Below are 19,901 nucleotides of genomic sequence, written 5' to 3'. Positions count from 1 at the left end.
CGCTCAGCCATCGGCCTTCGACAGCTTGAGCGCGGGCTCGAGGATCGCGAACAGCCGCCGGAACTCGCCGCTCATCAGCGCGAAGCGCGCGTCGAGCTCGGCGCGCAGGTCTTCCTGTTCGGTGCCCTCGAGCTGGTCGATGGCGCCATCGAGGAACTTCAGCTTGCGGATCACCAGATCCTCGCCGAGCACGAACGAAAGATGGTCGTCGAGGGTCAGCGCCAGGCGCGTGACCTGTTTGCCGGACTCCAGGTGCCGGGCGATCTCGTCGGATTCGAGGTCCTGGCGCTGGCATTTGACGATCGCGCCATGGTCGGCGGCGTCCTTGAGTTCGCATTCCTCGCCCAGGGCGAGGCCGGCGGGCAGCGGCTCACCGGCGATCCAGCCGGTCAGCACCGAGCGCGGCGCGACCTCGGCGTTCAGCGGCAGCGCCGGGAAGCTGCCGAGCGCGCGGCGAACCTCGGAGACCGCGGCCTCGGCGTTCTTGCGGCTGGAGGTGTCGACCGCGCAGACCCCGTGCTCGAGATCCAGCAGCACCGAGGTGCGCGAGGGCCGCACGAACGCACGCGGCAGCAGTTCGTGCACCAGCTCCTCCTTGAGCCGCTTGCGGGCGCGGCCGCCGGGCTTGCGGCCTTCCTTCTGCTCCATCTCGGCGAGCTTGCGCGCCAGCAGGTCGTTGACCACCGCCGCCGGCAGCAGGCGGTCCTCGCCGCCGACGGTCAACCAGATCGCGTCGGCGATGCGGTGCGAGAGCGCCTCGGCGTCGCGGCCGAACGGCGATACGAAGCCCCGCGAGGACAGCTCCAGCGGGCCGACCGGCTTGAGCCGCGCCTCGCCCAGGCCTTCATCGAGATGGGCCAGGTCCAGGGCGCTGGGGAATCGGAACAGGGTGAGGTTTCTGAAGAACATTCGGTGGCCGGAAGTGGGGAGGGGAAATGCAGCGGCTCGCGTCCCGGCGCGCGGGAAGCGAGCGGCAGGGTCGTGGCGTTCAGCACCCGCCGTGGCGGGCCGGCCGGGCCTCGGAGGCTCCGGCCGGTGCGGCGCGGGCGTCGGGCTCGCGGTCGCCGCCTGCGGGGGCGAGGGAAAGGAAATCGAACAGGTTCGGATCGGCCAGCTGCGACGGGCGGATGTCGCCGAGCGCGCGGGCGATCTGGTCGATCCGGCCGGGCGTCTCGCGCTCCCACTGCGCCATCATCCGCTGCACCTGGCGCCGCTGCAGGTTCTCCTGCGATCCGCACAGGTTGCACGGGATGATCGGGAAGCGCCGGGCCGCCGCGTAGGCGGCGATGTCGGCCTCGCGGACGTACGCCAGCGGCCGGATCACCACGTGGCGGCCGTCGTCCGACAGCAGCTTGGGCGGCATCCCCGAGAGCTTGGCGTGGAAGAACAGGTTGAGGAAGAAGGTCGCCACCATGTCGTCGCGGTGGTGGCCGAGCGCGATCTTGGTGAAGCCGTGCTCGGCGGCGTAGCTGTACAGGGCGCCGCGGCGCAGCCGCGAGCACAGCGCGCACATGGTCTTGCCCTCGGGCACCACGCGGCTGACCACCGAGTAGGTGTCCTGCTCGAGGATCCGGAAGTCGACGCCGATCGATTCGAGGTACCGGGGCAGCACGTGTTCCGGGAAGCCGGGCTGCTTCTGGTCGAGGTTGACCGCGGTGATCGAAAACGACACCGGCGCCTTCTCGCGCAGCTGCAGCAGGATGTCGAGCATGGTGTAGCTGTCCTTGCCGCCCGACAGGCACACCATCACCCGGTCGCCTTCGGCGATCATCCCGAAGTCGGCGATCGCGCGGCCCACCTGGTGGCGCAGGCGGCCGCCCAGGCGCTTGAGCTCGCGCGCTGCGCGCTGCGGCTCGGGGCGGCGGCGGACCGGTTCGGGCAGGGGCAGGACGGTGCTCATCGTGCGCATAGTCTACCGGCTGCGGTCGCGGTGACGGCGCGGGCCCGCAGGCGCTAAGCTGCGGGCAGGATGCAGACCACCGACCTGGCCGAAGCCTCGCGCAAGCTCGCCGAACTGCGCGTCGAGCACCGCGACCTGGACCTGGCGATCGCCAGGGTGCAGGCGGACGCGCATGCCGACGACCTCGCGGTCAAGCGGTTGAAGAAGCGCAAGCTGCAGCTGAAGGACGCGATCGCGCGGCTGGAGTCGTCGCTGATCCCCGACGAGCCGGCATAGCCCGGCGCACCTACGGGTCGGCGGGTTCGGGCTCGGGTCCGGGCTTGGCCGCCTCCGGGCTCACCTTCTCGATGGTGTGGCGCAGCTCGCGGCCGAGGATGACCTTGGCGTCGCGCGCCCAGGCGTCCAGGCGCTGGTCGAAGGTCAGCTTGCTGTTGCCGTCCAGCTTCACCAGCTCGAGCTGGCGCAGTTTCTGGATGAAGCCGCGGAACAGCGAGCGGTCGAAGAATTCCGGCGCCGCCGGCGCGTACAGCAGGCTCAGGCGCTGCGCAGCCAGCTGGCACAGGCTTTCCAGCTCGCCGGCGCCGAGGGTGCCCGGGCCGTTCTTGGCCAGCACCGAGATGGCGATGTAGTAGCGCTCGAACGCCTGCTGCAGGGGATGCCCGAGCGCGCGCAGCCGGAACACCTCGTCGCTCTGGCCGACGTTGCGCTGGAAGATGCCGCCGTCGTCCTCGCCGACCCGCTCCAGCAGCCCCTCGCGCTCGAACACGCCGATGGTGCGGTCGATGCGCTCTGCGAACTCCTCCGCGCTCCAGGGCAGGAACAGTTCGCCCTGCAGGAACGGGTAGACCGCGCGCCCGAGCCGCAGCAGGTTGGCGTGGCTCATGCGGCGGTTGTGGAGGAAACAGCAGGCGATCCAGGCCGAGGCGGTGTAGAGATGGACCACGTTGTTGCGGAAGTACGACAGCAGCACCGCGGTCTCGTCGTCCACCCGGAACACGTCGCCGAGCGGATGGGCGACGCGGTTGAGCACGCCGATCTCCTCGCCGTGGGCGACGATCTCGGCCGGCGCGTGCGGGGTCACGGTGACCAGGTCGCTGTACGGCACCTCGGCCAGCAGCGTCTTGGACAGCGAGATCTGCGCCAGCAGGTCGGCCTCGCCCATCGCGTGCTTGGGCGTGGACAACAGCGCCAGCGCCAGCAGGTTGATCGGGTTGACGTCGGCGGCGCGGTTGATGTTCTGCTGGATGCGCTGGGCGGTGGCGTCGACGGTGCGCGACAGCCAGTCCGGGCGCTCCTCGTCCGGCAGCGGCCGGCCGTCCCAGGCGGAGGCGTGTTCGGCCAGCATGTCGGCCAGCGGGATCGCCTCGCCGAAGTTCACCACCACCTGGCCGTAGTTGGAGCGCAGCACCCTGGGAATGCCCAGCAGCAGCTGCCAGATCGATTCCTTCTCCTTGGGCTTGCCGGACAGCTCGTCCAGGTAGCTGTCGCCCTCCATCAGCTTCTCGTAGCCGATGTAGACCGGCTGGAACAGCACCGGCCGGGTCGGCTGGCGCAGGAACGCGCGCACCGTCATCGAGACCATGCCGCCCTTGGGCGCCAGCAGGCGGCCGGTGCGCGAGCGCCCGCCCTCGACGAAGTACTCGATCGAGTACCCACCCGCCACCAACTGGGCCACGTACTCGGCCAGCACCGTGGAGTACAGCGCGTTGCCGCGGATCGAGCGGCGGATGAAGAACGCGCCGCCCTTGCGCAGCACCGTGCCGATCACCGGCAGGTTGAGGTTGATGCCGGCGACGATGTGCGGCGGCACGATGCCGCGGTTGTAGAGCAGGTAGGACAGCAGCAGGTAGTCCATGTGGCTGCGATGGCTGGGCACGTAGACGATCTCGTGCCCGGGCGCGGCCGCCTTCAGCGCGTCGAGGTGATGCACCAGCACGCCGCGGAAGATCCGGTTCCACACCGTGGTGAGCAGGAAACTCGCCGAGCGCACCACCGGGTGCGAATAGTCCGCGGCGATCTCGTACGCGTAGGCATGGGCCTTGCGCCAGGCCTCCTCAGGGCTGGAGCCGGCGCGGCGCGCCTGGTCGGCGATCGCCTCCTTGACCGCCGGCGCCGCCAGCACCTTGTCGACCAGCAGCCGGCGGGTCGACAGGTCCGGGCCGATGATCGCCTCGCGGATCCGGTTGAAATGGGTGCGCAGCACCCGCGAGACCTTGCGGACGGTGCGCTCCGGGCTCAGGTCCTCGGCGATGCTGGCGCGCAGGTCCACCGGCGCGGCGAACCGCACCAGGGTGTCGCGGCCGTTGAGCAGGATCGCCAGCAGCCGGCGGAACCGGCCCACCAGCGCCCAGTTCTCCGAGAACAGCACCGAGAACCAACCGCTGGCCTTGTCCGGGGAGCGGCCGACGAAGATCGAGACCGGCAGCAGCTGCACATCGAGCGCCGGATCGGTGCGGTGCGCCTCGAGCAGCCGCGCGAGCGATTCGGAATGGGTCTTCTGCGGCGGGCGCTTGCCGGGCGCGAGCGCGTTGAGGGTGCTGCCGGCATTGCGCCGCGACAGCGCCACGTAGGCGCGCTTGCGCCCCAGCGGATCGCCGGGCAGCGGCTGCAGCGGCGAGGGCATCCCGGCTTCGCGGCAGGCGCGCTCGAGGATCAGCGCGTTGGACAGGCCGTAGTCCTCGAGCACGTAGCAGACCGGGCGCTGATCGACGTAGCCCTCGGGATCCTGCGGTTCGATCTTCAGCCCGATCCACGGCGAAAGCAGGCGGCCGAGCAGGCGCGCCCACAGCGGCCGCCGCGGCGTGCGCGGCGGCCGCCCCCGCGCCGGCCCGGCCGTGGCTCCCGCCGCGGCGGCGCCCGCCGCCGGATCGTCCCTGGCGCCGGATTCGGGAAAGGGCAGACGGGACTGGTCGGGTTGCTGCGGCATGGGCGGCATTATCGCCCAGCGCGGGGGGCGCCCGGCGCTGGGCCGTTCAGGCGCCTTCGCCGGGGCGCCCGGGCGGCGCCGGTGCAGCGGGCTGGCCGGCGGCGGCGCTGGCCTCGGCCCGGCGCAGGTAGTCGCTGCGGTACCAGCGGCCGCCGCGCCGTTCGACGGCCACGCGCCCGTCGATCGGCTGCCCCGCCAGCTCGTAGCGCAGCCGCACCACGGCCCGGTCGCCGGTCTGCCGCTCCAGGGTGGCGTCGATGCCGGACAGGGCAGCATCGATGTCGAGGCCGTAGTCCGCCACGACCTGCTTCACTTCGGCCAGGAACGGCGACAGCCGCCGCAGCGTGCCTTCCATCCCCGCGGCCGCGAACGCGTCGTCGTCGCGCAGGCCGGTGGCGCGGGCGGCGGCGGCCAGGCGGGCGATCGCCGCATCGGCGCGCGCCGGATCGGCCAGCGGCGCCTCCAGGCCCCAGCGCACCAGCGCGGTGATCAGCTGCACGTCGCGTTCGCGCGCGTGCTCGTCCAGCGCGGCGTCGCCCTGCACGTAATGCACCCCGAACAGGCCGAGCGCTTCGACCGCCTGGCGCAGTTCCGCCTCGGCGCCGCCGAACTGCTCGCGAAACTGCCGCCGCAGCCGGGTTTCCGAGTCCTCGGCCGCCAGCGTCTGCAGCAGCGCCGGCAGCTGCCCGTGCAGCGGCAGTTCCTCGAGCGGCCAGCGGCTGCCGCGCGCCCATGCGTCCTGCAGCCGCTGGTACAGCCCGGGCGGCACCGCGTCGCGGGCGAAGCCGGCCAGGTCGCCGTCGCGCAGGTGCCGGGCGGGCAGCAGCACCGCGTCCACCGGCCGGGAGGCGCCCGCCGGCGCGGGCGCGACGGCGGGCGCCTCGCGCCGGCATGCGGTGGCGCAGGCGGCCAGCGCCGCGGTCAGCAGCAGCAGGCGGACGATCGCGGACATGGCGTTCCCCTGGGTGCAGCCGGCATCTTGGCCGCCCCCGGCGGCGCGGACAAGGCGAAGCGGGCGGCGGTGTCCTGGAACGTGACGGCCAACAGGCCCTAGAGGTCGCGGACCACCCAGCCGGGGGTCTGCGCCGGCACCGCATCGAGGGCCGCCTGGGCCACCTCCGCCGGGGCGCGCCCGGCCTTCCAGGCGGCCGCCACCGCCGCCAGCCGCTCCCGGGTGGCGCGGGTGAAGGCGCCTTCCAGTTCGTTCTCGGCGTCGGCGGCCAGCTTCTGCGGGTACAGGGTGCGGGCGTCCTCGCTGTGATTGAGCAGGTCGATGAGGTGGGCGAGCGCGTCGCGGAAGGCGTTCGGCCCCAGCGGGGTGCGCTGGGTTCGCTGCAGATGCCAGACGGTGAGGTATTCGACCGGCCCCAGCAGCCGCCGCGGGGTGGCGCCGAAGAACTGTCCCGACAGGGTGCTGGCCGAGAACGGGGTGACGTTGTCCGGCAGCCGGGTCGCGCCCCAGGAACTGAGTGCTCCGCCGGGCAGGTCCATGCGCCGCAACGCGGTGCCGAAGGTCTCCGCCAGCAGCCGCTTGGCGCGGTCGTCGTCGCTTTCCGCGACGACGCCGAGCAGGCGCAGGAACATCGGGTAGTGCTCCTCGCCGAGGCGGCGGGCGAGGCGCTTGAGCACGGTGAGGCGGTATTCGGGATCGCCATGCGCGGCCAGCGCCGAGACCAGACGGTCCGCGGCGGCGCGCAGGGCGGCGGCAGAGGGCGGGGTGTCGGTCATGGCGGCGCCGCCGTGCGGCGGGCAGGAAGACGGATCACGACTCTACCGCGGCGGCGGGCCGCCGCGCGCGGCTCAGGCCAGGGCGTCGAGGATCGCGTCGGCGGCGCGGTCGGCCGCCTGGGCCAGATCGAGGCCGCCCAGGGCGCTCTCGAAGCCCAGATCCCCCGCCAGCATCCGGGTGCCGGCGCCGAATCCTTCCCAGGCGGACGCCCCGAGCACGCGTTCGCCGGCGTCGACCGCGGGGGAAGCCGCGGCCGGCGCCTCTTGGGCGACCTCGGGCGCCTGCTGCGGGCCCTGCTGGCGCAGATCGTCGAGCGCGACCTGCCCGTCGAGCCGGCCGAGGCCGGTGACGTTGAGGTGCGGATCGGAACCGATGCTGCTCATGCGCTTGGGGACACCTGATGGGCTGCCGGACGGCGTTGCGGATTGGTCCGCCTTGCGGCGTTGGGAGCAATGTAACGGCGCCGCAGCGCCAGTGTCACCCGGGGGCAACCCTAGGTCGGCGGGGGCGGCATGGGGCGCTGTTCAGGATCGTGCTCGCTGGCGCGGCGGGGCGCTGCGGGCATGCTAGCCTCGCGGCGACGTCACGGCAACGCGGTGCGCGGATGGCAGACAAGGACCAGGGCGCCGACAAGACCGAAAAGCCCACCCCGAAGAAGATCCGCGACGCCCGCAAGGAAGGCAACGTCGCCAAGAGCAAGGAGCTGACCAGCACCGTGCTGGTGATGGGCTGGATCGCCGGCGCGTGGATGCTGATGGGAATGATGCACGCGCGCATCAGCGAGCTGTTCGACAGGAGTCTGGAGGCGGTCGGCCAGCCGTTCTTCGAGACCCTGCCGGAACTCGGTTCGCTGGCCCTGCAGACCCTGCTGTGGTTGACGGTACCGCTGATGGTGCTGGCGATGCTGCTCGCCGCGGTCACCGAGTTCCTGCAGACCGGTCCGATCGCCACGCTCAAGAAGATCAGCCCCAAGCTCGACAAGCTCAATCCGGTCGAGGGCGTCAAGAAGATGTTCTCGATGGACAACCTGGTCGAGCTGATCAAGTCGGTGCTCAAGAGCGCGGCGCTGATCGGGATCGGCTACATCGTGCTGCGCGGCATGCTCGAGGGGCTGCTGAAGCTCCCCTACGCGTCGCCGGCGGCGATGGGCTCGGCGATCTGGCACGCCCTGAAGTGGATCGTGATCTGGACCGTGGCGGTGTTCTTCTTCGTCTCGGCGCTGGACGTCTGGTACCAGAAGTACTCCTACACCAAGAAGCTCAAGATGAGCCGCCGCGACATCAAGCAGGAGGTCAAGGAGAACGAGGGCGACCCCTACGTCAAGCAGCGGCGCAAGCAGTTGCACCAGGAGTGGTCCCAGCAGAACATGCTCGGCTCGGTCCGAAAGTCGAGCGTGGTGGTGACCAATCCGACCCATATCGCGGTCGCCCTGCAGTACGAGCACGGCGAGACCGAGCTGCCCGTGGTGGTGGCCAAGGGCGAAGGCGCGCTGGCCGAGGAGATCAAGCGCGCCGCCGAGGAGGCCGGGGTGCCGATCCTGCAGAACGTTCCGCTGGCCCGCGGCCTGAACGAGAAGGTGGAGCTCGACGACTACATCGGCAGCGAATTCTTCGAGGCGGTGGCGGAGGTGCTGCACTGGGCCGAGGGCGTGCGCCGCGGCCACCACGGCGGCTGATCGCGTTCCGGGCTCCGGAGGCAGAGCAGCGCAGCGGGTTCCGCGCTACGCAGACGGATCCTCGAAGATGATCCGCAGCAGCTCGATCAGGCCGCGGCTGTCGGTCAGCCGCTCGACCAGAATCTCCACGTAGACGCCCAGCATCAGCAGGATGATCGCGGTGGCCAGCCACGCCTTGATCGGCAGGGTCAGCGCGAACACGTTGAGCGAGGGCGCATAGCGGTTCACCAGCCCGAACGACAGGTCGATGATCAGCAGGATCACCATCGCCGGGGCCGCCAGTACCAGCAGCAGCGTCATCATGAAGCTGAAATGGCCGACGAACAGGTTGATCCCGGTCGCCGGCAGGTTGGGAAAGAACGAGGTCGGGGGCCACAGCGCGTAACTCGACATCAGCAGGTCGAGGAAGATCAGGAACGCGCCGCTGGCCATGAACAGCCAGGCGGCGAAATGCGAAAGGAATTCGCCGTGCAGGGTGACCTGGTGGCCCTGGATCGGGTCGAACACCTGCGACATGCCCATGCCCACCTGGGTGTCGATGACGCTGCCCGCCGCCGAGAACGCCCAGAACACGATGCCGAAGCAGAAGCCGATGGCCACGCCGATGAACAGCTCCTTGAGCACCATCATCGGCCATTGCAGGGTGCTCATGCTCTCGGTCGGCGCCGCGGCCACCGCCACCGGCAGCGCCACGATCGCCAGGCTCACCAGGAAGCTGTTGCGCACCATCGCCGGCATGTTGGACTGGGTGATCAGCGGCAGCATCAGGAACGCGCCGATGATCCGGGGCAGGGTGAGCCCCAGCGCCAGCATGGCGTCGCCGATCGAATCGTAGGGCATCAGCCGCCGCGGTCGCTGTCGCGGACCAGGCCCGGGAAGTCGATGAAGATCTGGTGGGCGTAGGTGTACAGGGATCCGCCGATCAGCGACCCGGTCACGAACAGCATGAGCACGATCGCGAGGAATTTCAGCGCGTAGGCGAAGGTCTGCTCCTGCAGCTGGGTGGCGGCCTGCAGGAACGCCACCACCAGCCCGACCAGCGCGGCCGCGGCGATCGGCGGCCCCGACAGCAGCAGCACCAGCCACAGCGCCTGCCGGGTGAGTTCGATCACCTCGTTCATCGCCCTGCCTCCGTGGAGCGGCGCGTCGGCATCAGGCGGCGCCGGCGTAGGTCAGCACCAGGCCGTGCACCAGCTTGGCCCAGCCGTCGATCAGCACGAACAGCAGCAGCTTGAACGGCAGCGAGACGATCGTCGGCGACATCATCATCATGCCCAGCGCCAGCAGGATGTTGGCCACCACCAGGTCGATGATCAGGAACGGCAGGAAGATCAGGAAGCCGATCTGGAACGCGGCCGTCAGTTCGCTCACCGTGAAGGCCGGCACCACCACGATGAAATCGTCGACGGTCAGCGAGGCGCGCCGCTCCGGCGGCAGCAGGCGCTGGGCGCTGCGCAGGAAGAACGCGCGCTCGGCGTCGTGCGAATGCCGGATCAGGAAGGTCCGCAGCGGTTCCTTGCCGGCCTCGACCAGCGACAGCAGCCGCGCCGCGTCCATGCCGCCGCTCTCCGGCAGCGGCGGCGGCGCGGGCGGCGCGGTGATCACCACCGGCTCGTCCGGATCGACGGGGGCGGCTTCCGCTTCCGCGGCCTCCGCCAGCGCGCCGACGCTGCCGGTGACGTTGCGGAACAGCGGACCGCGCTCGGGCTGCGCCGGTGCGGCTGCGGCCTCCGTCCCGGTCGCGCCGACCGCCTCGGCCTCGGCCCGCAGCGCGTCGGCGGCCGCAGGGCTGGCGGGCGCGGGATCGTCCGCGGCCGGTCGCGCCGGCGCCGCGGGTGCGGCGCGGCCGCCGGTGCGTTCGGCCTGGGCGCGCGCACGGGCGTCGATCTGCGCCTGCACCGATGCCGGCGGCGGGCGGCCTTCCAGGCGCGCGTTGATCGATTCGTGGGTGTCCAGGATCACCGGGTACATCACGTAGATCGACAGCACGATCGCCAGGCCGTTGATGACCACGTTCGGCGGCACCTGCTGCAGGCCCAGCGCGTTGCGCAGCAGGCTCAGCACCACCACGATCTTGGTGAACGAGGTCACCATCACCGCCACGAACGGCGCCAGCGCCAGGCTGACGACGACGACGAGGACGAGCGCCGGGGAATAGTTGCTGAAATCCATTGCGCCGGGACCCCTATGTCCAGTTCAGCAGCCGCACGCCCAGGGTGTCGCCGACGGCAACCACCTCGCCCTGCCCCACGGCCTCGCCGTTGGCGCGGATGACGACATTGCTGCCCTCCAGGTGCGCCGGAAGCGCGAACACGTAGCCCGGCTGCAGCGCCGAGACCTCGCCCACGCGCATCTCCAGCCGGCCGATCTCGAACGCCACCTGCACCGGCAGCTGGCGCGCGCCGGCGTCGGCGTCCTGGTCCTCTCCGTCGGCGACGGCTTCGGCTGGGGTCTCGGTCATCGTGGCTGTCTCCTGCGGACGGGGTTGATGTTGCGCTGGGCCGTCGATGCGCCAGCCCTGCGCGGTGGCCGCCAGCGGCCAGAGCCGTCCGCAGGCGTGCGCTTCGAACTGCGGCGGCCGGCCGCGCCTGCCGGCGACGATCACATCGCCCTGGCGCAGCAGGGCCCAGTCGGCGCCGGGCAGCGGCGGCAGCGCCAGCTGCAGCGAAACCGTGGCCGGCAGCTCGCGCCAGCGGCCCAGCGGCGGCGGCGGCTCGCCCTCCACCGGCGGTTCGGCGCGCGCCAGCAGGCGTTCCAGCCAGGCGGCGGGCAGCCGCAGCGAGCCCTGCGTCGCCGGCGGCCGCCGCGCGGCGTCCTCGTCGCCGCCGGCGCTGTCGTCGATCACGAAATCCAGCCACAGCGCGTCCTCGTCGGGCGGATCCCCGGGGGCGCTCTCGGCCAGGGGCGCCAGCGCCACGCCGAGGGCCTCGCCCAGCCGCATCAGGTGGGGCTCGTGCGCGAGGCTCCAGGCCAGCAGGCGCGAGCGTCCGGTGTAGTCGCTCCAGTGCAGGCCGTCGCCGGCCAGCACCTCGCCCGCCTGCAGGCGCAGGCCCAGGCGGGTGCCCTCGGCGTCGAGCTCGAAGACGGCCGCGTCGAGCCGGGCGTCGCCCGGCATGAAATGCAGCAGGCCGCCCTCGGCCAGGTACCAGCGTTGCGGCGCCGAGAAGAACGTGCGCAGCGCATCGGCCTGGGCCGGCCGCAGCGCGCGCAGCCGCCCGCGCAGCGGCGCGGCCTCCAGTGGAGGAGTGTCGGCGCCGGCGGCGCGGCGCCTGGCGGAACGCTTGGTCCGCTTCGCGGTTTCAGCCATGCCCGAGCGCCACCTTCATCAGTTCGGGCAGGGAGCGTACACCGAGTTTGTTCATCATGTTCGCGCGATGCAGTTCGACGGTCTTGATGCTGATGCCGAGGATGTCGGCGATGATCTTGTTGGGCTTGCTCGCCACCACCAGGTCCAGGACCTGGCGCTCGCGCGGGCTGAGCCGGGCCAGCGCTTCGCTGTTGATGGCACCGTCGCCGCGGTTGCGCGCGCTGGCGAGCGCGGCGCGGATCGCCTCGACCAGGGTCTCGTCGCCGAAGGGCTTTTCCAGGAAGTTCGACGCGCCCTTGCGCATCGCCTCCACCGCCAGCGGCACGTCGCCGTGCGCGGTCACGAACACGATCGGCAGGGTGCTGCCGCGTCGCAGCATCTCCTCCTGCAGCTGCAGGCCGCTCATCTGCGGCATGCGGATGTCGGACACCAGGCATTCCTCGGCCGCGCCGTGGCGCTGCGCCGCGTAGGCGTCGAGGAACGCGCGGCCCGATGCGTGCGCGAGCACCTCGAACCCCGCGGTTTCCAGCAGCCACGCGGTGGAGTCGCGGAAGCCGTCGTTGTCGTCGACCAGCCAGATCCGGGTCCGTTCCATGTCAGACCCTTCCCTCGGCGCGCGGCAGGGTGAAGCCGAACACGCTGCCGCCGCCCTCGCGCGGCTCGAAGAACAGGCGCCCCTCGTGGTATTCGATGATCGAGCGGCAGATCGCCAGGCCGATGCCCAGGCCGTCGGCCTTGGTGGTGTAGAACGGCGAGAACAGCTGTTCGCTCTCGGCCTGGCTCAGGCCCTTGCCGCGGTCGCACACCCGCACCTCGATCTCGTCGTCCAGGTTCACCCGCGCCTCGATCCGCAGCCCGCGCTGCGCCGGGGGCACCTCGCGCATCGCCTCGATCGCGTTCTTGACCAGGTTCAGGAGCACCTGCTCCACCATCACCCGGTCGGCGTAGACCTCCGGCAGCATCGCCGCCAACGCCACGTCGATGCGCAGCTGCTGGCGCTCGGCCTCGAGCCGCAGCAGCTCCAGCACGGTGGCCGAGATCGTCGCCAGGTCCTGGGCGTCGCGGCGCGGTTCCCGGGCGCGTACGAACTCGCGCACGCGGGTGATCACCGCCGCGGCGTGCTCGGCCTGGGTGCGCGCGGCGAGCAACGCGCGCTCCACCTGCACCGGCCCGCCGGCCTGGTCGACCAGCCGCAGACTTCCATTGAGGTAGTTGACGATCGCCGCCAGGGGCTGGTTCAGCTCGTGGGCGAGGGTCGCCGCCATCTCGCCCACCGACATCAACCGCGAGGTGAACAGCAGTTTCTCCTGTCGGCTCTTGTGCGAGTCGAGCGCTTCGATGCGCTCGCTGATATCCACCGCGGTGAGCAGCGACAGCGCCCTGCCGTCGTGCTCGGTGTCGCGCCAGTACAGCGAATACCAGCGCTGGTTGTGGGGGGCGCGCACCTCGCTGCCCGGGTCGATGTCGACCCCGCTGCCGTGCAGCGCCTGCAGCAGGCCCTCGCGGCGGTCGTGGCCCGCCAGCGCGGCGAACTCCTCGTGGTAGAGGCAGTTGGCCGCGAGCAGCCGGCCGTCGGCGCGGCCGAACGCGGCACAGGCGAACGGCAGCGCCTGCAGCAACGCCTGCAGTGCCGGCATCGGGTCCGGCGGGTGGGACGCGGCCACGGCGGCCACGGGCGCAGGCGTGCGGCGACGGGTGGCGCTCATCGGCTTGCTCCCCGCCCGGCGCGGGCGGGCGGCCAGCCAGAGCTTGGGGCGGCGCCATGACAGCCGCGCGGCGGCGGCGCATCCGAGGCCACGGCCCTGCGGTACCCTGCGCGAGTGCCGCCGGACCGGCATGCCGCCCTCATCCGAAGCCATTCCATATGCGATTCCGCCTCCCCCTCGTTGCCCTTTCCTCCGTGCGGCTGGCCGCCGGCGTGCCGCTGCTGCTGTGCTGCGCCGCGGCGGCTGCCGCCGTCGCCGATCCGGTGCCGGCTGCGCCCTCGGCCTGGCGCGAACTGCTGGGGATCGTGGTGCCGCTGGCCTTCGTCATCTTCGCCCTGTTCCTGGTGTGGCGGCTGGCCCGGCGCCGCTACGGACTCACCGGCAAGGACGCGCCGCTTTCGGTGCTGCAGATCCTCCCGGTGGGCCCGCGCGAACGCGTGGTGCTGTTGCGGACCCGCGCCGGCAAGCTCTTCGCCATCGGTGTCAGTGCCCAATCTGTGAACCTTGTCGCAACGCTCGATCAGGCCGACCTCGAGGGGAGCGGCGACCCTCCGGCCGAGCCGACGCAGTCCCGGCGCCATTGATACCGTCCGGCTGCGTTAACCGGCTGTGAGCCCTCCCCAGCAGAAATGTGAACTGATTCACATCTTTCTGTGGAACGATGACGGCGTTCGCGCCGTTGAAACATTATTTTTACCTGCGAATCACTTTACATCGCTATCGTAACTTGGCACAAAGTGACGCATGAGGGCAGGGGCGATGCGGCAGACGGCTCGAGCAGGGCACCAGGGAACGGCGGTCGACGCTACGGTGCCGGGGGCTGAGTGCGGCCCGAACGAAGGCGCGGGAGTTCCAGCGTGCGCGCCCTGATCGGCAACCTGCTCGCCGCGCCCGCCGGCATGGCGCCGCGGCGGGGACTGGGGTACAGCGATGTCCTGCTGGCGTTCGGCGCGGTCACGATCATCAGCGTGATGATCCTGCCGCTGCCGCTGGTGCTGATCGACTCCCTGGTGGCGGTGAACATCTCGATCGGTTTCGGCCTGCTGCTGCTCGGCATCTACATTCCCAACCCGGTCGCCTTCTCCAGCTTTCCCAGCGTGCTGCTGCTGACCACGCTGTTCCGGCTGGCGATCTCGATCGCGATCACCCGCTCGATCCTGCTCAATGCCGAGGGCGGCCACATCGTCGAGACCTTCGGCTCGCTGGTGGCCGGCGGCAACCTGGTGGTGGGCCTGGTGGTGTTCCTGATCATCACCGTGGTGCAGTTCATCGTCATCGCCAAGGGCGCCGAGCGCGTCGCCGAGGTCGCCGCGCGCTTCACCCTGGACGCGATGCCCGGCAAGCAGCTGTCGATCGACTCCGACCTGCGCGCCGGCCTGATCGACAAGGACGAGGCGCGCCGCAAGCGCCGCCTGCTCGAGACCGAGAGCCAGCTGCATGGCTCGCTCGACGGCGCGATGAAGTTCGTCAAGGGCGACGCCATCGCCGGCATCGTGATCATCATCATCAACCTGCTCGGCGGCCTGGCCATCGGCGTGCTGCAGAAGGGCATGGAGCTGGGCGAAGCGACCCGCGTCTACAGCATCCTGACCATCGGCGACGGGCTGGTCTCGCAGATCCCCGCGATCCTCGGCACCATCGCCGCCGGCCTGGTGGTGACCCGCACCACCGGCGAGATCGAGGACCGCCACCTCGGCGACGCCATCACCCGCCAGGTTTCCGGGCAGCCGCGGGTGCTGCTGATCACCGGGCTGCTGGCGCTGCTGATGATGCTGGTGCCGGGCTTCCCGAAACCCGTGTTCGGGGTGCTCGGCATCGCCCTGCTCGGCATCAGCGCCTGGCGCTACCGCCACAGCTTCGAGACCCTGCGCCGCCTGTTCCGGATCTCCGACGAGGAGATGGCCGCCAGCCAGACCCAGGTGGAGAGCGACGACCTGGCGCCGCCGCCGCCGCTGCAGCTGGACGTGGCGCCGTCGCTGGCCGAGCGGTTCGGCCAGGAACCGATGCGGGCGCGCCTCGGCGAACTCTCCCAGCAGCTGCGCGAGGAATACGGGGTGCCGGTGCCGGCGCCGACCCTGCGCATCAACCCCGCCCTGGGCGAAGGCGAATACCGCCTCAACGCATTCGGCGCGCGGGTCGCCTCGGGGCGGCTGCGCGCCGACGCGCAGCTGAGCCCCGCTTCCCCGGGGGCCGACGCCAGCGCCCGGCTGCCCGGTTTCTTCCCGCCGCTGGCGGGCGAATGGGTGACCGCGCCGGTGGAGGGCGCGCGCGCCCCGCTGGACGTGATCGACGCGCACTGCCGCGCCGCGCTGCAGCGCAGGCTCGGCGGCTTCCTCGGCATCCAGGAAACCTCCAACCTGTTCGGGCGGATGCAGCGCGACTACCCCGACCTGGTCAAGGAGATGCTGCGCGTGGTGGCCCCGCAGCGGGTCGCGGACGTGCTGCGGCGGCTGGCCGAGGAAGGCGTGCCGATCCGCAACCTGCGCGACGCGTTCGAGGCCATCACCGACGTCGGCGGCCGCGAGAAGGACGTGGTGTTGCTGACGGAGTACGTGCGCGTGGCGCTCAAGCGCGAGATCGCCGACCGCTATTCCGACAGCGAGCGCACCCTGCACGTGCTGCTGATCCACCCGGAGCTGGAGGACAAGCTCCGCCAGTCGGTCCGCGTGGCCGGCGGCGCCAGCCAGCTGGCGATCTCGCCGGAGCTGGCCGCCCGGCTGGGCAACGAAGTGCGCAGCCACCTGGGCCGCCAGCCGCCCGGGGTGCGCCCGGTGCTGCTGTGTTCGCTCGACGTACGCCGCCATCTGCGCAAGCTGATGGAGGTGGATTTCTTCGAGCTCCCGGTGCTGTCCTACCAGGAGCTCGCCCCCGACCTGAGGATCGTCCAGGCGGGCCAGATCAACGCCTGACCGGTCCCGACCAAGCCCCACAACGCAGACGCCAGCCGTTCGCAAGGAGTAACCGATGTCTTCCGCCGAAACCACCAGCAACGCCACCGGCAGCGGCCAGGTGCTGCGGATCGTCGCGGGCCTGCACGCCGGGGCGAGCCGCGAACTCGCCGACCGCGAGATGATCCTGGTCGGCAGCGGCGACGATTGCGACATCGTCCTGGCCGACAACGGGGTCGCCAACCACCACGCCCTGATCAGCCTGGTCGACGGTCACTTCAACCTGCGCGCGCTGGACGCGCCGCTGCGGCTCGAGGGCCGGATCTTGCACCCGGGCGATCCGGTCGAGCTGGGCAAGGTCGAGCGGGTGGGCCTGGGCGACGCCGCGCTGGCGTTCGGCCACGCCGACGATCCGGCCTGGCTGGCGCTGGCCCCCGACGGCGGCGAGTTCACGCACGCGCCGGTACGCCCGGGCGTGCCGTTCGCGCGCCGCCTGCCGATGATCGCCGCCATCGCCGTGCTCTCTCTGGCCTCGCTGGCGATCTTCGCGGCGGTGATGCCGGCGGAGGAGGCGCCGTTCGACGTCGAGGCGCGGCTGCAGAGCTTGGCGCGGGAGTACCGCGTGGCCGAGGCGCGGGTGGAGCGCGACGTCCACGGCGTGGCGGTACTGTCGGGAACGGTCAAGGACGTGGCCACCCGCCAGCGCATGCGCCAGCAGCTCGACAGCGAGCGCATCGACGCCAGCCTGTCGCTGCGCACCGGCGAGGACATGGCGCAGGACGTCGCCGACGTGCTGCGCGGGCACTTCCCCGCCGAGAAGACGCGCTACCTGGGCAACAACGATGTCGAGGTCACCGGCTATTTCGAGGACATGGCCGCGCTGGAGGCCTTCGCCACCTCGCGGGCGATGCGCGAGACCGGCGTGCGCCGTGTCATCCCGATCAACCTGGCAACGCCGGTGGACGCGGCCGCCGAGGCCGCCGAGGTCGAGGAGGTGCGCATCGTGGCGATCGAGCGCGGCGAGAACGCGCACGTGGTCGACGCCGACGGCGTGCGCTACGCGGTCGGCGCGGAGCTGCCCGGCAAGGGCACGCTGCTGGCGATCGGCGAACACGCGCAGGTGCTGCGCGAGGACGGTTCGCTGACCAAGCTGCGGCCCGAGCCGCTCGAGGCGGACGACGCCGCCGTCGCCGAAAGCCCCGGCGAGGCCGCGAACGCGGAAGGGGCCGGGAGCACGGAGAAGGACCCGCTGCGCCAGGTGGCCAGCAGCGCGAACGCGCGCGCCTTCGCGGCTGAACAGGCGCGGGCGGCGGCACAGCGCAGGTAGCAGGCGTAGGCGGGGGGCGGAGGTCCCCTGGGGCGTACCCGAGGTTTCGCAAATCCGACAGACGAATGGATTAGAGTCGGTCGGTCGATCAGGCAACATCCATCAAGGTTGAGGAGGAGACACCATGAGCACCGTCGACGGTTCCGGTTTCAACAACTACATCGGCATGGCCGCTTTCGCCAACGGCCCGGGCGCCAGCAAGGGCAGCGTTTCTTCCGGCAGCAGCAGCAGCTGGTACGAAGCGATGTCGCGCGCCTGGGGCCAGACCCTGGACGGCCAGGCCGCCAAGATCACCACCATGTCCGACGCGATCGGCGCGGGCAGCGACCAGCCTTCGGACATGGTCCAGCTGACCGCGGCCAGCCTGAAGATGCAGTTCATGTCCAACAACGCCGCCACCTCGCAGAACAGCGTCGGCCAGGCGCTGGAAACGCTGGGCAAGCGCAACTGATCGCGGTGAGCCGCCGCGGCCGGGCAGGATGCGCGTCTTCAGTGGACGCGCCGCCCTCCCGATCGCAGCGGCCATGCCGGGGGCATGACATCCACCGTTCGGGAGACAAGACATGATCGAAGCCATCCAGGTTGCCGCCATGGAACCGCAGGCCACCACCGCCGCGAGCGCCGCGGCGCAGCCCCAGGCCTCCGCCATCGAGGTACGCGACTTCGCCCAGGCGATGCAGCGGACCGGCGGCGTCGGCCAGGCGGACCCGGCGGCGGCGCCCGAGGCGGTCGCCGGCGCCAGCGCCACCGATCCCTCGCAGGGCACCCGCATGATGATCTCGGCATTCGACAGCCTCAACGGCAGCGCCAAGAACATCGAGGCGATGTCGCAGGCGATGAGCGGCAGCGTGGCCGACCTGTCGCCGGGCCAGATGTTGGAAATGACCATGAAGTGCCATGAGTTCCTGTTCCAGTCGCAGCTGACCTCCAACGTGGCCAACCGCACCTCCGACGGCGTGCAGCAGCTGTTCCGCCAGCAGTCCTGAGGAACGGGGGTATCGAGATGAGTAGCTCGGAACGCAACCGCGGAATCCTGCGGGCCGCGCTGATCCTGGCGCTGGCCATGCTGCTGGCCGCGTGCGGCCGCACCACGCTCTACAGCGACCTCGACGAACGCCAGGCCAACGAGGTCCTGGCGGCGCTGCTGTCGAGCGGCGTCAGCGCCGACAAGCGGCTCTCGGTCAGCAAGAACGGCTGGGAGATCCGCGTCGAGGATGCGGACTTCCCCTACGCGGTGCAGGTACTGCAGTCGCGCGGGCTGCCGCGCCAGCAGTACGCATCGCTGGGCGACATCTTCAAGAAGGAGGGGTTCGCCTCTTCATCGCTGGAGGAGATGGCGCGCCTGAAACACGGCCTGCAGCAGGAAATGGCGCGCACGCTCTCCAGCTACCCGGGCGTGGTGGATGCGCGGGTGCACATCAACCTGCCAGAGCGCGACCCGCTCGGCGGCACCTCCAGCGACGCGTCGGCCTCGGTGGTCATCTTCGAGCAGCCCGGCGCCAACCTGCGCGACAAGGAAACCGAGATGAAGGTCGTGGTGAAGGACGGCGTGCCCGGCCTCACCGACGTCAACAAGGTGACGGTCAAGTTCACCACCGTGCCCGGCCCCTCGGAGAACCGCCAGGGCCAGCGCGGCACCACGGCGGTGGCGATGTCGGCGGTGAGCCCGATGGCGATCGCCCTGGTCGCGGCGGTGGTCGGCCTGATCGCGCTGCTGCTGGCGTTCGGCGGCCGCATGCGCCAGCGCCTGCAGGGCCAGCCCAAGCAGACTCCGCGGGTCTGGAACGGATAACCGCCGCCATGCCGTTGCAGGCGCTGCTCGCCGAGGTGCACCCCAGCTGGTACGCCGCCGATGGCGAGCCCGCGCCCGCGCCGGCGCTGCTCGGGGCTGCGCTGCGCAGCAGGCTGGGCCGGCGGATGCTGGCCCGCGCACTGCTGGCCAGCGGCACCGGCCAGGCGCTGCTCGCGCCCCGGCCCGGCAGCGGGCTGCCGACCGCGGTGGCACGCTGGCCGCGCGAGCGGCTGGCGCGGCTGGTCCGGGACCTGGGCGTGCTGGCGTACGCGCCGGTGATCCGCGCCGAGGTGCGGCGCGAGCCGGTACGGCGACTGCGGCGGACCCTCGGCAACAGCTATCTTCTCGCGCTCGATCCGACCGTCTGGGACGCCGCGGTCGGGCGCGCCGTGCTCGCGAGGCTCGCCGCCGACTGGGAGCGGGCGCTCGTGGAGGACGACGACGCGCTGTTCGCCATGCTCGAGCGCCAGGGCCGCGGCGAACTGCGCGCCTGGGCCGCGATCCGCGATCCGGCGCTGGGCGACTGGACCGCGTTGCTGCACGAGCGCAGCGAGGTCGGGCCCGCTCACCTGCCGGAGAAACCGGTCCTGTTGTTGTGCACCCATCACGAATCGCGGGCCGCGGCAGCGGCCTGAACGCGGAGAGCCAGCC

21 protein-coding genes are annotated in these 19,901 nt (G+C 71.3%); 9 read left to right on the top strand and 12 right to left on the bottom strand.

Annotation, left to right across the window (positions count from 1 at the left end):
- Window positions 1–3: 3 nt before the first annotated feature.
- Together QFW77_RS03430 and ttcA are read right to left on the bottom strand one after the other, a co-directional pair.
- Window positions 4–909 (bottom strand): recombination-associated protein RdgC, encoded by a 906-nt coding sequence (locus QFW77_RS03430; protein WP_280572881.1) that lies wholly within the window; start codon window positions 907–909, stop codon window positions 4–6.
- A 79-nt stretch (window positions 910–988) separates the two neighbouring features.
- Window positions 989–1,900, bottom strand: a complete 912-nt coding sequence (gene ttcA / locus QFW77_RS03425; protein WP_280572880.1) for a tRNA 2-thiocytidine(32) synthetase TtcA — start codon at window positions 1,898–1,900, stop codon at window positions 989–991.
- Window positions 1,901–1,969: 69 nt separating this feature from the next.
- Here ttcA and QFW77_RS03420 point away from each other — a divergent pair, with 69 nt between their 5' ends.
- Window positions 1,970–2,176: a YdcH family protein gene (locus QFW77_RS03420; protein WP_280572878.1), complete on the top strand. Its 207-nt coding sequence runs from the start codon at window positions 1,970–1,972 to the stop codon at window positions 2,174–2,176.
- A gap of 10 nt (window positions 2,177–2,186) precedes the next feature.
- Here the strand turns inward: QFW77_RS03420 and plsB are convergent, their stop codons facing one another.
- The 4 genes from plsB to QFW77_RS03400 all read right to left on the bottom strand — a co-directional run bounded on the left by plsB (window position 2,187) and on the right by QFW77_RS03400 (window position 6,938).
- Window positions 2,187–4,826, bottom strand: a complete 2,640-nt coding sequence (gene plsB, locus QFW77_RS03415; RefSeq protein ID WP_425603256.1) for a glycerol-3-phosphate 1-O-acyltransferase PlsB — start codon at window positions 4,824–4,826, stop codon at window positions 2,187–2,189.
- A gap of 46 nt (window positions 4,827–4,872) precedes the next feature.
- Window positions 4,873–5,778: a hypothetical protein gene (locus QFW77_RS03410; RefSeq protein WP_280572876.1), complete on the bottom strand. Its 906-nt coding sequence runs from the start codon at window positions 5,776–5,778 to the stop codon at window positions 4,873–4,875.
- Between the two features lie 98 nt (window positions 5,779–5,876).
- Window positions 5,877–6,554 (bottom strand): hypothetical protein, encoded by a 678-nt coding sequence (locus QFW77_RS03405; protein WP_280572875.1) that lies wholly within the window; start codon window positions 6,552–6,554, stop codon window positions 5,877–5,879.
- 72 nt (window positions 6,555–6,626) lie between these two features.
- Window positions 6,627–6,938, bottom strand: coding sequence for a hypothetical protein (locus QFW77_RS03400; RefSeq protein WP_280572874.1), 312 nt, complete (start codon window positions 6,936–6,938; stop codon window positions 6,627–6,629).
- A 221-nt stretch (window positions 6,939–7,159) separates the two neighbouring features.
- Between QFW77_RS03400 and sctU the strand changes: the two genes are divergently transcribed.
- Entirely contained in the window at window positions 7,160–8,230 is a 1,071-nt protein-coding gene (gene sctU, locus QFW77_RS03395) for a type III secretion system export apparatus subunit SctU (protein ID WP_280572872.1), read from the top strand.
- A 45-nt stretch (window positions 8,231–8,275) separates the two neighbouring features.
- Here sctU and sctT read toward each other — a convergent pair whose 3' ends face one another.
- From sctT to QFW77_RS03360, 6 genes are read right to left on the bottom strand one after another with little or no spacing between them, the layout of a single operon-like run.
- The gene (gene sctT, locus QFW77_RS03390; protein WP_280572870.1) at window positions 8,276–9,070 is read right to left on the bottom strand and encodes a type III secretion system export apparatus subunit SctT; all 795 of its coding nucleotides are present in this window, start codon (window positions 9,068–9,070) and stop codon (window positions 8,276–8,278) included.
- Window positions 9,070–9,351, bottom strand: coding sequence for a type III secretion system export apparatus subunit SctS (gene sctS, locus QFW77_RS03385; RefSeq protein WP_280572869.1), 282 nt, complete (start codon window positions 9,349–9,351; stop codon window positions 9,070–9,072). Before sctS ends, sctT begins: the two co-directional genes overlap by 1 nt.
- Before the next feature lie 31 nt (window positions 9,352–9,382).
- The gene (locus QFW77_RS19070) at window positions 9,383–10,402 is read right to left on the bottom strand and encodes a hypothetical protein (RefSeq protein WP_425603255.1); all 1,020 of its coding nucleotides are present in this window, start codon (window positions 10,400–10,402) and stop codon (window positions 9,383–9,385) included.
- 13 nt (window positions 10,403–10,415) lie between these two features.
- Window positions 10,416–11,537: a type III secretion system cytoplasmic ring protein SctQ gene (sctQ, locus tag QFW77_RS03370; RefSeq protein WP_280572868.1), complete on the bottom strand. Its 1,122-nt coding sequence runs from the start codon at window positions 11,535–11,537 to the stop codon at window positions 10,416–10,418.
- Window positions 11,530–12,132 carry a response regulator transcription factor gene (locus QFW77_RS03365; RefSeq protein ID WP_280572867.1) on the bottom strand — a complete coding sequence of 201 codons (603 nt, stop codon included), beginning with the start codon at window positions 12,130–12,132 and terminating at the stop codon, window positions 11,530–11,532. The genes sctQ and QFW77_RS03365 overlap by 8 nt, the downstream gene beginning before the upstream one ends.
- Before the next feature lies 1 nt (window position 12,133).
- Window positions 12,134–13,243 (bottom strand): sensor histidine kinase, encoded by a 1,110-nt coding sequence (locus QFW77_RS03360; RefSeq protein WP_280572866.1) that lies wholly within the window; start codon window positions 13,241–13,243, stop codon window positions 12,134–12,136.
- A 212-nt stretch (window positions 13,244–13,455) separates the two neighbouring features.
- Between QFW77_RS03360 and QFW77_RS03355 the strand changes: the two genes are divergently transcribed.
- The 7 genes from QFW77_RS03355 to QFW77_RS03325 all read left to right on the top strand — a co-directional run bounded on the left by QFW77_RS03355 (window position 13,456) and on the right by QFW77_RS03325 (window position 19,885).
- Window positions 13,456–13,827 (top strand): FliO/MopB family protein, encoded by a 372-nt coding sequence (locus QFW77_RS03355; RefSeq protein WP_280572865.1) that lies wholly within the window; start codon window positions 13,456–13,458, stop codon window positions 13,825–13,827.
- 273 nt (window positions 13,828–14,100) lie between these two features.
- Window positions 14,101–16,152, top strand: coding sequence for a type III secretion system export apparatus subunit SctV (gene sctV / locus QFW77_RS03350; RefSeq protein ID WP_280572864.1), 2,052 nt, complete (start codon window positions 14,101–14,103; stop codon window positions 16,150–16,152).
- A 55-nt stretch (window positions 16,153–16,207) separates the two neighbouring features.
- A complete protein-coding gene (locus QFW77_RS03345; protein WP_280572863.1) occupies window positions 16,208–17,458 on the top strand; it encodes an FHA domain-containing protein in 1,251 nt (416 codons plus the stop codon).
- 124 nt (window positions 17,459–17,582) lie between these two features.
- Window positions 17,583–17,909, top strand: a complete 327-nt coding sequence (locus tag QFW77_RS03340) for a hypothetical protein (RefSeq protein ID WP_280572862.1) — start codon at window positions 17,583–17,585, stop codon at window positions 17,907–17,909.
- A 112-nt stretch (window positions 17,910–18,021) separates the two neighbouring features.
- Window positions 18,022–18,444 carry an EscF/YscF/HrpA family type III secretion system needle major subunit gene (locus tag QFW77_RS03335; protein WP_280572861.1) on the top strand — a complete coding sequence of 141 codons (423 nt, stop codon included), beginning with the start codon at window positions 18,022–18,024 and terminating at the stop codon, window positions 18,442–18,444.
- 17 nt (window positions 18,445–18,461) lie between these two features.
- Window positions 18,462–19,250, top strand: coding sequence for a type III secretion system inner membrane ring lipoprotein SctJ (gene sctJ, locus QFW77_RS03330; RefSeq protein WP_280572860.1), 789 nt, complete (start codon window positions 18,462–18,464; stop codon window positions 19,248–19,250).
- An 8-nt stretch (window positions 19,251–19,258) separates the two neighbouring features.
- The gene (locus QFW77_RS03325) at window positions 19,259–19,885 is read left to right on the top strand and encodes a hypothetical protein (protein ID WP_280572859.1); all 627 of its coding nucleotides are present in this window, start codon (window positions 19,259–19,261) and stop codon (window positions 19,883–19,885) included.
- Window positions 19,886–19,901: the final 16 nt, after the last annotated feature.

Origin of the sequence: Luteimonas endophytica (assembly GCF_029887875.1) — a bacterium.
Classification (GTDB): Bacteria; Pseudomonadota; Gammaproteobacteria; order Xanthomonadales; family Xanthomonadaceae; genus Luteimonas; species Luteimonas endophytica.
Note: the sequence above shows the minus strand (reverse complement) of the source record. Positions and strands in the feature narration are given on the sequence as shown.

Bases quoted from the DNA above. Each gene is read 5' to 3' on its own strand.
- QFW77_RS03340 (WP_280572862.1), top strand. From the start codon at position 17,583: ATGAGCACCGTCGACGGTTCCGGTTTCAACAACTACATCGGCATGGCC.
- QFW77_RS03360 (WP_280572866.1), bottom strand. From the start codon at position 13,243: ATGAGCGCCACCCGTCGCCGCACGCCTGCGCCCGTGGCCGCCGTGGCC.
- QFW77_RS03420 (WP_280572878.1), top strand. From the start codon at position 1,970: ATGCAGACCACCGACCTGGCCGAAGCCTCGCGCAAGCTCGCCGAACTG.
- QFW77_RS03335 (WP_280572861.1), top strand. From the start codon at position 18,022: ATGATCGAAGCCATCCAGGTTGCCGCCATGGAACCGCAGGCCACCACC.
- QFW77_RS19070 (WP_425603255.1), bottom strand. From the start codon at position 10,402: ATGGATTTCAGCAACTATTCCCCGGCGCTCGTCCTCGTCGTCGTCGTC.
- QFW77_RS03345 (WP_280572863.1), top strand. From the start codon at position 16,208: ATGTCTTCCGCCGAAACCACCAGCAACGCCACCGGCAGCGGCCAGGTG.
- QFW77_RS03430 (WP_280572881.1), bottom strand. From the start codon at position 909: ATGTTCTTCAGAAACCTCACCCTGTTCCGATTCCCCAGCGCCCTGGAC.
- sctT (WP_280572870.1), bottom strand. From the start codon at position 9,070: ATGCCCTACGATTCGATCGGCGACGCCATGCTGGCGCTGGGGCTCACC.
- QFW77_RS03365 (WP_280572867.1), bottom strand. From the start codon at position 12,132: ATGGAACGGACCCGGATCTGGCTGGTCGACGACAACGACGGCTTCCGC.
- plsB (WP_425603256.1), bottom strand. From the start codon at position 4,826: ATGCCGCAGCAACCCGACCAGTCCCGTCTGCCCTTTCCCGAATCCGGC.
- sctQ (WP_280572868.1), bottom strand. From the start codon at position 11,537: ATGGCTGAAACCGCGAAGCGGACCAAGCGTTCCGCCAGGCGCCGCGCC.
- sctS (WP_280572869.1), bottom strand. From the start codon at position 9,351: ATGAACGAGGTGATCGAACTCACCCGGCAGGCGCTGTGGCTGGTGCTG.
- sctU (WP_280572872.1), top strand. From the start codon at position 7,160: ATGGCAGACAAGGACCAGGGCGCCGACAAGACCGAAAAGCCCACCCCG.
- sctJ (WP_280572860.1), top strand. From the start codon at position 18,462: ATGAGTAGCTCGGAACGCAACCGCGGAATCCTGCGGGCCGCGCTGATC.
- QFW77_RS03410 (WP_280572876.1), bottom strand. From the start codon at position 5,778: ATGTCCGCGATCGTCCGCCTGCTGCTGCTGACCGCGGCGCTGGCCGCC.
- ttcA (WP_280572880.1), bottom strand. From the start codon at position 1,900: ATGAGCACCGTCCTGCCCCTGCCCGAACCGGTCCGCCGCCGCCCCGAG.
- QFW77_RS03405 (WP_280572875.1), bottom strand. From the start codon at position 6,554: ATGACCGACACCCCGCCCTCTGCCGCCGCCCTGCGCGCCGCCGCGGAC.
- QFW77_RS03400 (WP_280572874.1), bottom strand. From the start codon at position 6,938: ATGAGCAGCATCGGTTCCGATCCGCACCTCAACGTCACCGGCCTCGGC.
- QFW77_RS03325 (WP_280572859.1), top strand. From the start codon at position 19,259: ATGCCGTTGCAGGCGCTGCTCGCCGAGGTGCACCCCAGCTGGTACGCC.